11 protein-coding genes are annotated in these 12,361 nt (G+C 70.8%); 6 read left to right on the top strand and 5 right to left on the bottom strand.

Annotated elements, in window-relative coordinates; translation table 11 throughout:
- Nucleotides 1–22 precede the first annotated feature (22 nt).
- Nucleotides 23–1,174, bottom strand: coding sequence for an NAD(P)/FAD-dependent oxidoreductase (locus Adu01nite_RS02150; RefSeq protein ID WP_239132071.1), 1,152 nt, complete (start codon nt 1,172–1,174; stop codon nt 23–25).
- A 120-nt stretch (nt 1,175–1,294) separates the two neighbouring features.
- Here Adu01nite_RS02150 and Adu01nite_RS02145 point away from each other — a divergent pair, with 120 nt between their 5' ends.
- From Adu01nite_RS02145 to mycP, 4 genes are all read left to right on the top strand, one after another.
- Nucleotides 1,295–3,481 carry a heavy metal translocating P-type ATPase gene (locus tag Adu01nite_RS02145; protein WP_203724634.1) on the top strand — a complete coding sequence of 729 codons (2,187 nt, stop codon included), beginning with the start codon at nt 1,295–1,297 and terminating at the stop codon, nt 3,479–3,481.
- A gap of 161 nt (nt 3,482–3,642) precedes the next feature.
- Nucleotides 3,643–3,984: a hypothetical protein gene (locus Adu01nite_RS02140; RefSeq protein ID WP_203724497.1), complete on the top strand. Its 342-nt coding sequence runs from the start codon at nt 3,643–3,645 to the stop codon at nt 3,982–3,984.
- The gene (locus tag Adu01nite_RS02135; protein WP_203724496.1) at nt 3,984–5,258 is read left to right on the top strand and encodes a hypothetical protein; all 1,275 of its coding nucleotides are present in this window, start codon (nt 3,984–3,986) and stop codon (nt 5,256–5,258) included. The genes Adu01nite_RS02140 and Adu01nite_RS02135 overlap by 1 nt, the downstream gene beginning before the upstream one ends.
- Before the next feature lie 47 nt (nt 5,259–5,305).
- Nucleotides 5,306–6,388, top strand: a complete 1,083-nt coding sequence (mycP, locus tag Adu01nite_RS02130; protein ID WP_203724495.1) for a type VII secretion-associated serine protease mycosin — start codon at nt 5,306–5,308, stop codon at nt 6,386–6,388.
- A 313-nt stretch (nt 6,389–6,701) separates the two neighbouring features.
- Here the strand turns inward: mycP and Adu01nite_RS02125 are convergent, their stop codons facing one another.
- The 4 genes from Adu01nite_RS02125 to Adu01nite_RS02110 all read right to left on the bottom strand — a co-directional run bounded on the left by Adu01nite_RS02125 (nt 6,702) and on the right by Adu01nite_RS02110 (nt 10,122).
- Complete coding sequence (locus tag Adu01nite_RS02125; protein WP_203724494.1) at nt 6,702–7,406, bottom strand: TetR/AcrR family transcriptional regulator; 705 nt, start codon at nt 7,404–7,406, stop codon at nt 6,702–6,704.
- Complete coding sequence (locus Adu01nite_RS47510) at nt 7,387–8,106, bottom strand: thiol-disulfide oxidoreductase DCC family protein (protein ID WP_239132070.1); 720 nt, start codon at nt 8,104–8,106, stop codon at nt 7,387–7,389. Before Adu01nite_RS47510 ends, Adu01nite_RS02125 begins: the two co-directional genes overlap by 20 nt.
- Nucleotides 8,103–8,516: a hypothetical protein gene (locus Adu01nite_RS02115; RefSeq protein WP_203724493.1), complete on the bottom strand. Its 414-nt coding sequence runs from the start codon at nt 8,514–8,516 to the stop codon at nt 8,103–8,105. The genes Adu01nite_RS47510 and Adu01nite_RS02115 overlap by 4 nt, the downstream gene beginning before the upstream one ends.
- An 85-nt stretch (nt 8,517–8,601) precedes the next feature.
- Nucleotides 8,602–10,122 (bottom strand): glycoside hydrolase family 3 N-terminal domain-containing protein, encoded by a 1,521-nt coding sequence (locus tag Adu01nite_RS02110; protein WP_203724492.1) that lies wholly within the window; start codon nt 10,120–10,122, stop codon nt 8,602–8,604.
- A gap of 175 nt (nt 10,123–10,297) precedes the next feature.
- Here Adu01nite_RS02110 and Adu01nite_RS02105 point away from each other — a divergent pair, with 175 nt between their 5' ends.
- Together Adu01nite_RS02105 and Adu01nite_RS02100 are read left to right on the top strand one after the other, a co-directional pair.
- Complete coding sequence (locus Adu01nite_RS02105; RefSeq protein ID WP_203724491.1) at nt 10,298–11,488, top strand: ROK family transcriptional regulator; 1,191 nt, start codon at nt 10,298–10,300, stop codon at nt 11,486–11,488.
- 36 nt (nt 11,489–11,524) lie between these two features.
- Nucleotides 11,525–12,340 carry an ABC transporter ATP-binding protein gene (locus Adu01nite_RS02100; RefSeq protein WP_239132069.1) on the top strand — a complete coding sequence of 272 codons (816 nt, stop codon included), beginning with the start codon at nt 11,525–11,527 and terminating at the stop codon, nt 12,338–12,340.
- Nucleotides 12,341–12,361: the final 21 nt, after the last annotated feature.

Here is a 12,361-nt window from a genome sequence, read left to right as displayed (position 1 = left end):
CGGATTTGCAGGAGGCCGGATCTCAGGACGTCGGTGCCCAGTCCCGCCCGAACCAGCGGCGGATCCGCTCGGTGCCGAACGTGTTCTTGTCGGCGGCCAGGTCCGGTGAAGGCCCCTGCAGGCCGCCGATCGGGCGCTGCCCCGAGACGAACGTGACCTCGACCTTCGCCACCTGGTCGCCGCCCATCTCCAGGTAGCAGACGCCGCGGCCGCCGTACTCCTCGTCGGCCGTCTCGCCCTTGATCGTGGCGACGACCCGGGCCGCCACCACGGCCGCCTGGCCCTCGGCGAAGACACCCGCCTTCGGCGTGCCGACGCTGGTCACGTCGCCCACCGCGTACACCTCGGGGAATGAAGTTTCCAAGGTCAGCGGGTCGACCGGGATCCAGCCGTCGACGGCCAGACCCGACTCGGCGACGACCTGCGGCACGCGGTGCACCGGGACGCCGAGGAACAGGTCGTACGGCATCTCGTCGCCGTCGCTGAGCACCGCGACCTTGCGCTCCGGGTCGAGCGAGCGAACCAGCTTCTCCGGGTGCCACCCGATGCCCCGCTCGGCGAACGCGGCCAGCACCGCCTTGGACGCGTCCGGCGACGGCGGGATCGGCGCGCCCAGCGGCATGACCAGCGAGATCTCCGAGGCGTCGCGCAGCCCGCGCTCGGTGAGGAACTCGTGCACGAGCAGCGCGGTCTCGCTCGGCGCCGGTGGGCACTTGAACGGCGTCGACGTGACCGCGACCAGGACCTTGCCGCCGGTGAAATCGTTCAGCGCGTCCCGCGCCGCGAACGCGCCCGGGATCGTGTAGAACTCGTTACCGCCCTCGACCAGGCCGGGCGTCGCCGCCGGGTGCAGGTCGGCGCCGAGCGCCACCACGAGGATGTCGGCCTCGAACGGCCCGGCGCTGGTCTCCACCCGTTTCGCGACCGGGTCGATCGCGGTGATCTCGGCGCCGACGAAGCGCACGCCCGGGTTGACCATGTCGGCGTATCGATGCAGCACATGCTCGGCGCCGACCCGCCCGAACATGACGTCCAGCTTCGAGAAGCCGAACACGAACCCTTCGCTCTTGTCGATCAAGGTCAGCTCGACCGCGTCGCCACATTCCTTGGCCACGACGGTCGCCAGCTCGAGCCCGCCGAAGCCGGCTCCCAGAACCACCACACGTGTCGTCACCTGCGAAGGCTATCCCGTTGATCTTGAAATAGGACTCCACCGAGGCGGTGCTGCGTTCTGTACCCCAGGGGGGTATAGACTGGATCCGTGCCTCAGGTTATTGAGCTGGAGATCGGCGGGATGACGTGCGCGTCGTGCGCGTCCCGCATCGAGAAGAAGCTGAACCGGCTCGACGGTGTGACGGCGACGGTCAACTACGCCACCGAGAAGGCGCGGGCCACCGTGCCCGCCTCGGTCACCGCGGCCGACCTGATCGCCGTGGTCGAGAAAACCGGGTATTCCGCTGCCGAGCCGACGCCGATTCCCGTCTCCGTCGTCGCCGCCCGTGATCCACTTCGCGATCGGCTTCTCATCTCGGTCGTGCTCAGCCTGCCGGTGATCGTGCTCGCCATGGTCCCGGCCTGGCAGTTCGACTACTGGCAGTGGCTGTCGCTGGTGCTGGCGTCGCCGGTCGTCGTCTACGGCGGCTGGCCGTTCCACCGCGCCGCCTTCGTCAACCTGCGGCACGGCGCGGCCACCATGGACACCCTCGTCTCGATCGGCACCCTCGCCGCGTTCGGCTGGTCGCTGTGGGCCCTCTTCCTCGGCGACGCCGGCATGCCCGGCATGACCCACCCGTTCTCCCTCACCGGGAGCGACGGCGACGCCATCTACCTCGAAGCGGCCGCCGGGGTGACCACGTTCCTGCTGGCCGGCCGCTACCTGGAGGCGCGGGCCAAGCGCCGCGCCGGCGACGCCCTGCGGGCGCTGCTCGAGTTGGGCGCGAAAACGGTCACGGTGCTGCGGGACGGCGCCGAGCGCGAGATCGCCGCGGCCGACCTGCGGGTGGGCGACCATTTTCTGGTACGCCCGGGGGAGAAGGTCGCCACCGACGGCGTGGTGCTCGACGGTTCCTCGGCCCTCGACATGAGCCTGCTGACCGGCGAATCGGTGCCGGTCGAGGTGCGCCCCGGCGACCCGGTGACCGGCGCGACCGTGAACGCCGGCGGCCGCCTGGTCGTACGCGCCACCAAGGTCGGCGCCGACACCCAGCTCGCCCAGATGGCCCGCCTGGTCGAGGACGCGCAGAACGGCAAGGCGGCCGTGCAGCGCCTGGCCGACCGCATCTCGGCGGTGTTCGTCCCGGTCGTGATCGCCCTGGCCATCGGCACCCTCGGCTTCTGGCTCGGCACCGGCCGCGGCGCCACGGGTGCCTTCACCGCCGCGGTCGCCGTGCTGATCATCGCCTGCCCCTGCGCCCTCGGCCTGGCCACCCCGACCGCGCTGCTGGTCGGCACCGGCCGCGGCGCCCAGCTCGGCATCCTGATCCGCGGCGTCGAGGCCCTCGAATCGACGAAGAAGGTCGACACGATCATCCTCGACAAGACCGGCACGGTGACCACCGGCCGGATGTCGGTGGTCGCGGTCGTCCCGGACGACGACGAACTCCTGCGCCTGGCCGGCGCGGTCGAGGCGGCCTCCGAGCACCCACTCGGCCGGGCCGTGGCGGCCGCGGCGCGTGATCGCGGCCCGCTGCCACCCGTGACTGACTTCCACGCGACCGCCGGCGTCGGGGTTCGCGGCCGGGTCGGCGACGTCCTGGTCGAGATCAGCGCGGGCACGCCGCCGCCTTCGGCCGATCTTCCGACCGTCCGGTTGTCGCATTCGGGGGCCGCGCCCGACCTTGCCACCGTGCGGCTGCCGCAGGCGCCCGCGACCGGCCTGCCGGCCGCGGCGACCTGGGTCGAGGTGCGAGTGGACGGTACGGCGCGGGGGTGGATCGCGCTTGCCGATGCGGTCCGCCCCACCAGCGCCGCCGCCATCGCCGACCTGCGGAAGCTGGGCCTCGAACCGATGCTCGTCACCGGTGACGCCGCCGCGGTGGCCGAGGCGGTGGCGGCCGAGGTCGGCATCGACCAGGTCTTCGCGGGCGTGCTCCCGGCCGGCAAGGTCGACGTGGTCAAGCGCCTGCAGGCGAACGGTCGCACGGTGGCCATGGTCGGCGACGGCGTGAACGACGCGGCCGCGCTGGCCCAGTCCGACCTGGGCCTGGCGATGGGCGCCGGCACCGACGTGGCCATCCAGGCCAGCGACCTGACCCTGGTCCGCGACGACCTGACCGCCGCGGTCGACGCGGTCCGGCTGTCCCGCCGCACCCTGTCGATCATCCGGGGCAATCTCTTCTGGGCATTCGCGTACAACGTGGCCGCCCTGCCACTGGCCGCCGCCGGCTTCCTCAACCCGATGATCGCCGGCGCCGCCATGGCCCTGAGCTCGATCTTCGTAGTCCTCAACAGCCTCCGCCTACGCCGCTTCACCCCACGCTGACGTTTCGAACCACCCGGCCGCTCTCAACGTGTGTAGGTAACAGGGGCAGAGAGTGATTGGCTCCATCGATATGATGGGAAGTCGCGGTTCGGGAACGGGGAGGAAACGTGGCCGGCGGAGTGCAGATAGACACCGACGGGGTCGGTGATTTCGGTACGGGTATGCAGAAGGAAGCAACCGACGGTTTCGCTGAGATCGCCGGACGCGGTGCCGACCTGCACCGGCAGGGCGTGGGCTTCGGTGCCCGGATGACGCCGAGCGACATCGTCACCCAGGCCAAGGTCCGTTACGCGGAGGCGTTGGCGCACAGCGAGGCCAACCTGCGCGCCTACCAGACCGCAGCCGCCGTGTTCGCCGAGGTGGCCGAGCAGATCGCGACCCAGTTCGCGGCCGTCGACGTCAACTCCGAGCAGGCACAGAAGCAGGTTCAATACCTGATGTCCCAGGCGGCCGACGCGGCCAACCGGGCGCTGTCGATCGACGTCCCGAGGGGCGCGGTCTGATGCCCGGGGCGAATTGGGAAAACTACAACCTGCCGGCGATCTGGGCGATGCTCGAGCCGGACAACGTCTGCACCGGCGCCGACAAGGTGCTTGCCTGGGATTCGCTGGCCACATCGGTGCAGGGTCAGCATGACCGGTTGAAGGCGGCCGGTCAGAAGCTGGCCGACGCGTGGCCGCCGGGCCAGAACGAATCAGCCAAGATTTTCCTCGGCCAGATCGACAAGCTGCTCGACTCCATGAAGGACACGCTGACCAGCGCGGAGAACACGCACGCCGGGTTGCGCGGTGTCATGGGGGCGATCAGTAAGGCGCAGGCTGACGTCCGGCAGTGGTCGGTGGACCGCGAAGGGGTCAGCACCGACCTGATGCCGCGATTCATCGACCACGCCGAGGACGAGTACGACGCCAAGGCGCAACAAACGATGCGGGAGATGGAAGCCGCGATCGCCGATCACAGCTCGCAGATCACCGCGCCCGCGCTCTACGAGTTGAAGGCCGAGTACCGCGGCGGCCCCGGCATTACGCCACAGGGCGGTGGCAACACTTCTCTGGACGGTTCTGGCTCTGTCGTCCGCGCAACGCCGACGCCGGTCCCGGTGCCGCATGACCCAGTCCTTCCCGATCCCATAACCGGCTCGGATCCCGGTGGTTCCGGTTCCGGCTCAGGGGTGGGTTCCGGGTCAGGCGTGGGTTCCGGGACAGGAACTGACCCGTCGCTGGGCATCGGCCCTGGTCTCAGCGGCGTCACCACCCCGCTGCCTGCCTCGTCGCCGCTTACCGGTCCGACTTCCACGCTGGGGTTGCCGACCGTCGCGGGACCGGGTAGCGGTGGCTTGCCCGGTGGGCTGCCCAGCGGATTGGGCCTGATTCCGGGCGGCGGTCTGGGCGCGGGCGGTGGCCTGGGTGCCGGCGGCCTCGGTATGCCCGGGATGCCGGGTGGCCGAGGTGGCGCGGGCGGCCGCAAGGCGGTGTCGATGCGCCGCGGCCTGCCGTCGGGCGCAGTGCTCGGCGAAGGCGGGCTGGGCGGCGGTCGTGGCGGTGCTGGTGCCGGTCGCGGTGGCGTGGGTGCCGGCGGTCGCGGCGCCGGCGCCGGACAGGCGCCGATGGGCGGCCAGGGGCGCCGTGAGCGTCGTGGGGAGAACGGGGAGTCGTTGATCAGCGGGGAAGCGGACGAGCAGTGGGAAACCGCCGAGGGCGTGGCGCCGGTGATCGCGCCGGACGACACCCCGGTGCGACACGATCCCGGCCCCGGTGTTCTTGGCTTCGGTCGATGATCGGACGTGCTCTGTTCGGCGCCGCGGCCGCTCTCACCATGGTGGGGGTGACCGCGGCGCCGGCCTTGGCCGACTCGACCCGCGATCAGCAGTGGTATCTGACGGATCTGAAGATCGCCGAAGCCCACAAGATCACCAAAGGGGCCGGCGTCATCGTTGCGCTGATCGACTCCGGTGTGGATCCCAAGCATCCCGACCTCGCCGGCGCACTGCTTCCGGGCCTGGACACCACCGAAAGCAACCTGGCCGGTCGTGAGGGCACCGAGGATACCGACGGCCACGGCACTGGAATGGCCGGCATCATCGCTGGGCGTGGACACGGTGCCGGCGCCGGAGTGCTCGGCATCGCTCCGGCGGCGAAGATCCTGCCTATCGCCACCGGCGGTACCGGGTTTCAGTCGTCCTCGTTCATGACCAAAGCCGTCGACTTCGCGATCAAGCAGCATGCCGGCGTGATCAACATGTCGTTCGGCGGGGCCGACGACGACACCGTGCATGACGCGATCCGCAAGGCTCAGGCCGCCGACATCGTGTTGGTAGCGGCCGCCGGCAATGACAACTCCATCGGCAACACGGCCGGTCAATACCCGGGCAGATACCCCGAGGTGCTGGCGGTCGGGGCGTACGGCAAGGACCGGAAGATCGCGTCGATCTCCATCACCGGACCGCACGTCGATCTCGTGGCTCCCGGCGATCAAATCATGAGCACGTCGATCTTCGATCGCGGCTACGAGGTGAGCGGCGGTACCAGCGATGCCACCGCCATGGTCAGCGGGGCGGCGGCGCTGCTGCGGGCCAAATATCCGGACATGAGTGCGGCCGAGGTCGTTCATCGGCTCACCGCTACCGCTGATGACGCCGGGCCGGCCGGACGTGACGACACCTACGGAAATGGGTTGTTGGACGTCGTCAAGGCGCTGACGGCGGATGTAGCGCCGCTGCCTGCGGCCGGAGCGTCGGCCGCTCCGTCGGATGACGCGGCGCAGGCGGCTCCGCCCGCCGCATCCGACTCCGATGATCTGCCCGAACCCGTTGGTGTGCTGGTGCCGGCGCTGATCGTGGCCGGTGTTGTGCTGCTGATCGGGGTGGTCGTGGTGGTGTTCATGATGCGGCGGCGTCGGTCCGGCTGACGCGTGGATCTCCTGGAACGGCGTGAGCCGGGCTGCGGCTGACTGCTCCCGAAGTCTGGCCGCGCCCGGCTCACCGTTTCTGTCGCCAGTGCTCGGGCTGGTCCCGTTAGCTCGAGTCCTCGCGACGTCCCCAGATCCACCTGCGAACATCACGCTACGTGCCGGCTTGGTGCGTTTGGAAGCGTTCCGTACCCGAATTGGCCGTTCGGCTAAGCCGATCTGGGCGACAGATCCGGAAATTACCGGACACCAGGGCCTTTAAACTGACTTGTGATTACGCAGGGTGATGGCGGGCTAGTGCTACCCGCGGTGATCAATCGTCTCTGCGGACGGAGTCGATCAGGGTCAGGATCTGGCGTAGGGCGGGGCGTAGGACGCGCAGGCGGGACAGGCTCACCAAGCGGTCGATCAGGGGCACGGCGCCGTCGATCAGGCGGCGGGTTCGGCGTTGGCCAGGAGATTTGTCGTAGACCCAGAACAGGATCACGCCCATCCAACCCAGCCACAGCAGCTCCGGCAGCTCCTTGCGCAGCTCGGGGTCGAGCTTGGCGGTCGAGCCCTCGAGCACGTCCCGGAAGATGGCGATCGACGCGTCCCGGGCCGGGGACGACTCTCTCGAAAAAGGGCTCAGCGGGGAGGACGGCTCGGCGGCCGTCTTGAAGAAGGTGGCGGCGAACGAGTGGTACGGCTCGTTCACGTCGATGCCGGCGTGCATCACGCCGCGCAACCGGGCCGCGAAGTCCTTTTCGTCGGCGAGGAGAGCCGTTGTCGCCAGTCGGTGTTCGTTCTGGTTGCGGTCGTAGAACCCCTGGATCAGGTGTTCCTTGGAGTCGAAGTAGTAGTAGGCGTTGCCGACCGCTACCCCGGCCTCCTTGGCGATCACCCGCATGGTCGTCTCCGCATATCCCCGCTCGCGGAACAACCGCAGTGCCGTCTCGAGGATCAGCTGCCGGGTCTGCTCGCCCCGGGCCCGCCGCACGGGACCGGGGGAGCCGGGTTCAGCGGCAGCGGTCGTCACATTGGTCACCGTAGTCCGCCGGGCCGGCCCGGTCCGGCCTTGGGGAGCGGGTCTGTTCACAGGTCGCCGGGGCGTCTCGGTCCGGCCCCGGGAAGTAGACCGCCGGATCCGTTTGGTCCGGCTCTGGGGACTGGGCCGCGGGGGCTGCTCCCCGCGGTCCTGGGGCGTGGGTCGCCGGGCCTGTTTGGTCCGGCTCTGGGGAGTAGGTCGCAGGGGCCGATCCCCACGGGCCTGGGGAGTAGGCCGACGGGACTGCTTGGTGCGGCCCAGGGGCGTAGGTCGCGGGGATTGCTCGGTTCGGTCCTGGGGAGCGGGTCTGGTCGCGGACTGCGGAGGCGGCTGCGATGAAACGGCGGGCGGCCGGCAGGAGTCGCGGGGAAGAGAAGCGTTCGGCGGTGGCTCGGTAGCCGTCCAGGGCCCACAGGCAAGCGAGCCAACCGGCGTCGCCCATGTAATAAGCGCCGTCGTCGGCGACCACGGTGAGATCGCGCAGCGTGGCCTCGTGGTCGAGGGTCGGAAAGCGCTCTCGCGCCTCGGGTGAACCGGCGGGGACGAAGGTCAGCGGCACCAACTGGGGACGGCCGGCCAGCCAGCGGCGGGCGGTGCGGCAGATCGGGCAGCCCTCGTCGAAGAGGACGGTGAAGGAACCGACCCGGCCGGCCCCGTGACCGGCCGGGTCGGAGAGTGGGCCGGTGGTCATGCCCGGACCGGGTGGATCGGCAGCCGGCCGGTCGGCGGCAGCGGCGGCTGGGGCTGCGGGTGCAGCTGGCGCAGCCGGCCGCGGCGGTAGCGGCCGAGGAAGAAGACGTTGCAGAAGTGCAGGATGCCGAGCACCAGCAGGACCAGGCCGATCTTGGTGGAGAGCGTTTCCAGGGCCTCGCTGGCGTCGGTGACCTGCGCGCCGGACCGCATCGCGAACGTCACGTAGCCGAGGTTGAGCAGGTAGAAACCCATCACCAGGAGCTGGTTGACGGCCTTGGCGAGCTTCTCGTCGGCGAAGACGTCGGCGAGGAAGACCAGCCCGTTGCGGGACAGCGTGGTCGCCACCCAGACGGTCAGCCCCACGCTGACCAGCAGGTAGACGAGGTACATCCAGACCTTCGGGTCCATCGGACCGCCTTTCTCGAACGTGTTCAACTTACGGGCTCAGAGTACGGCCCATAGTTGAACGCGTTCAAGAGATGTGACGAGCGAGTCAGATGAGGCCGAGAACCTCGGCGGCGACCCGTGCACTCGCCCGGCTCGCGCCGTAGGTGGTGACGAAGGCCCGGACGCCCGCCGGCCGCCACGACGAGGGCCAACCCATCTCGACCACTCCGACCGGAACGGCCGCGGCGAGGGCCTCGATCAGCGCCCGCTCCACCGCGAGCCGGTGCACACGGCGTCCGACCACCACGATCGGCCGTCCGCCGGCCCGAGCTACCAGCTCCGCCGCGCCGGCTGAGGCCGCGACCACCTCGATCTGCTCGGCCGTCGGCGGGGGAGATGCGGGCGGGGGAGACGCGAGCGGGGGAGATGCGAGCGGGGGAGATGCGAGCGGGGGAGATGCGGGCGGGGGAGACGCGGGCAGGAACGGTGCCAGGCCCCACGGCACTCGTCCCGCGGCGATCGAAGGCGTGGTGACCAGCTGTATCACCAGCGGTGATGCGAGATCGGCCGGATTTCCCTCGACCCGGAGGGCACGCCTGGCGGCGCCGATTCCCAAGCCTTCGTCGGGGTCGCGCGGGCTGCCGGGCGCCACGGCGCGGGACGCCATTCCGGCCGTACGGGAAAACGCTCTCGCCAAGCGCGAAAGCGCGAGTCGCCCGTCCCGGACCGCAAGAACGATCTCGGCCGCGATGGTTTCGACGAGCTCGCCGTTCACCCGGGCGCCGAGGCAGAGCAGGTCAGCGCCCGCGGCCAGGGAGCGCACCGCGGCTTGCGTGATCTCGCCGGCCCCCGCCATGTCCAGAGCGTCGGTGACGATGACTCCCTCGAAGCCGAGATCGCGCAGCAGTGCGAGCGCTCCCCGGCTGAAGGTGGCCGGATCGTTCCCGGTCAGCGCGGGCACCCGGATGTGCGCCGTCATCACCGCGTGGGCCCCGGCGGCGACCGTGGCCGCGAACGGCGGCAGGTCCCGTTCCCGCAGCACCGACAGCGGCACGTCCACGGTGGGCAGCTCGAGATGCGAGTCGGTGACGGTCGCGCCGTGCCCCGGGAAGTGCTTCGCGCAGGCCGAGACCCCGGCCTCCTGGAGGCCGGTCACGGCCGCCGCCGCGTGCCGCGCCACCAGCGCCGTCGACGCCCCGAACGACCGGGTTCCGATGATCGGGTTGTCGTCGGCGGTGTTCACGTCGACCACCGGGGCCAGATCGAGGGTGACCCCGGCCGCGACCAGATCCGCGCCGATCGCCGCGTACACCGCCCGGGTGAGATCGGGATCGTCGACCGCGCCGAGCGCCGCGTTCCCCGGATAGGGGCTGCCGGTCCGGTGGGCGAGGCGGGTGACGTCGCCGCCCTCCTCGTCGAGCGCGACCACCACGTCGGCCCGCACCGCGCGCAGGTCCGCGGTCAGCGCCGCGAGCTGTTCCGGCGCGTCGACGTTGCCGCCGAACAGGGTGAACCCGGCCAGGCCGTCGGCGAGCAGCGATCGGGCCCACGGCGGCGCGGCCGGCCCCGGAAACGCGGCCAGAAGGGTGCCGAGAGCGAGCCGGCGTAGCTCCTGATCGATGACCATGCTGTCCTTCCGACGACGCAAGGCTGGCTGATCGGCCCCGCGAGCTGCCATGATCGCTCCGAGTCGATGACGTGCACTGCGGACGGCGACGGTGCTGACCGTTACGCTGCGGCTACGACATCGGGGGCTCGGCAGTCCAACAGAAAATAATCCTTGATCAGTAGGGGACGTAGTCATGGCCGCTACCCGCCTTCCGGGCACGCCCCGGCTGCTGCGCGCACTCAACGACCGCGCGGCGCTGGAACTGCTGCTCGACCGGGGCCCGTTGACCCGCGCGCAGCTCGGCGAGATGACCGGACTGAGCAAGGTCACCGCTTCGCAGTTGGTGGAGCGGCTCGAGCAGCGGGGCCTGGTGCGCCGGGTCGGCGAGCAGGCCGGTGGTCGCGGCCCGAACGCTCAGCTCTACGCCGTCACTCCCGGTAGTGCCCACGTGATCGGTGTCGACGTCGGCCCGGAGCGGGTCGTGGCCGCCTGCGCCGACATCACCGGCGCCATCGTGAGCCGGGTCGAGCAGTCCACCAAGGACACCGACGACCCGGTCGGCGTGGTGCACAACGCGGTCGTGCAGGCCGCCACCGAGGCCGGCACCGACATGAGCTCGGTCCGCCGGGTCGTGCTCGGCACCCCCGGCCTGGTCGACCCGGAGAGCGGCGAGATCTCGTTCGCCTGGGACCTGCCCCGCTGGCACCGCGGGCTCCTCGACGACCTGCGCCGCGACCTGAGCACGCCGGTCGTCTTCGGCAACGACGTCAACCTGGCCGCGGTGGCCGAGCAGAGCACCGGTGCCGCCAAGGGCATGCGGGACTTCGTGCTGATCTGGATCGGCCGCGGCGTCGGCCTGGCCAGCGTCATCGACGGGCGGCTGCACCAGGGCTCGACCGGCGCGGCCGGCGAGATCGGCTACCTGCCGGTGGCCGGCGCCGAGGTGCCCCGGCACCAGTCGAAGCGGGCGCAGAAGGGCGGCGTGCGCGGCGCGTTCCAGAGCATCGCCGGTGCCGACGCGGTCCGGGCGATCGGCAAGAAGTACGGCTTCCGCGGCAACGAGGCGTCCGACGTGATCCGCGCCGCGGTGGAGGCGGGCGAGGCCGGCGAACAGGTCCTCGACGAGCTGGCCGAGAAGCTGGCCCTCGGCGTGGCCGCCACCTGCGTGGTCCTCGACCCGCCGCTGGTCGTGCTGGCCGGCGAGGTCAGCCAGGCGGGCGGCGCGGCGCTGGCCGAGCGGGTCGAGCGCGAGGTGGCGGCGATCACCCTGGTCACGCCGAAGGTGGTGATCACCGAGGTGGCCGAGGAGCCGGTTCTGCACGGTGCCCTGCACACCGCCCTGGACGCCGTACGGGACGAGGTCTTCGGGTCGACGACGGGGTGAGCCCGGCGGGGTGGGCGGGCGTGGAAGGATGAACACGTGCTCGAACCTGCCGTGCGTATCCCGCCTCACGACGACACCGTTATCGCGTTCGACCGGGTCAGTGTCATCCGTAATGGCAACTTCCTGGTCCGGGGATTGTCCTGGCAGGTGGAGCTGGACGAGCGCTGGGTGATCCTGGGCCCGAACGGCGCCGGCAAGACGACGCTGCTCAACCTGGCGTCCGGCCGGGTGCACCCGTCCCGCGGCGTGGCATACGTGCTGGGCGAGCGGCTCGGCCGCACCGACGTGAACGAGCTGCGGATGCGGATCGGGCTGTCCACCGGCCAGTTCGGCGAGCGGGTGCCGCCCGACGAGCGGGTCCTCGACGTGGTCGTCACCGCCGCCTGGTCGGTGGTCGGCCGCTGGCGGGAGACGTACGACCCGCAGGACGAGGGCCGCGCCCGCCAGCTGCTCGGCCAGCTCGGCATGGGTTCGCTGGTCGACCGCGAGTTCGGCACGCTGTCCGAGGGTGAGCGCAAGCGCACCCTGATCGCCCGCGCGCTGATGACCGACCCCGAGCTGATGCTGCTCGACGAGCCGTCGGCCGGCCTCGACCTGGGCGGCCGGGAGGATCTGATCGCCCGGCTCACCGAGCTGGCCCTCGACCCGGATTCGCCGGCCATGGTGCTGGTCACCCACCATGTCGAGGAAATCCCGCCCGGCTTCACCCACGCGATGCTGCTGCGCGAGGGCACGATCACCGCCGCCGGTCCGCTCGGCGAGGTGATGACCGCCGACAACCTGTCCAAGACCTTCGGCGTGCCGTTGACCGTCGACCGCTTCGGCGACCGCTTCACCGCCCGTGCGGCATGACCGCCTGCACCGAGCGGCACT

It is taken from the genome of Paractinoplanes durhamensis, from assembly GCF_016862175.1.
Classification (GTDB): Bacteria; Actinomycetota; Actinomycetes; order Mycobacteriales; family Micromonosporaceae; genus Actinoplanes; species Actinoplanes durhamensis.
This window is presented reverse-complemented; position numbering and strand designations above follow the sequence as displayed.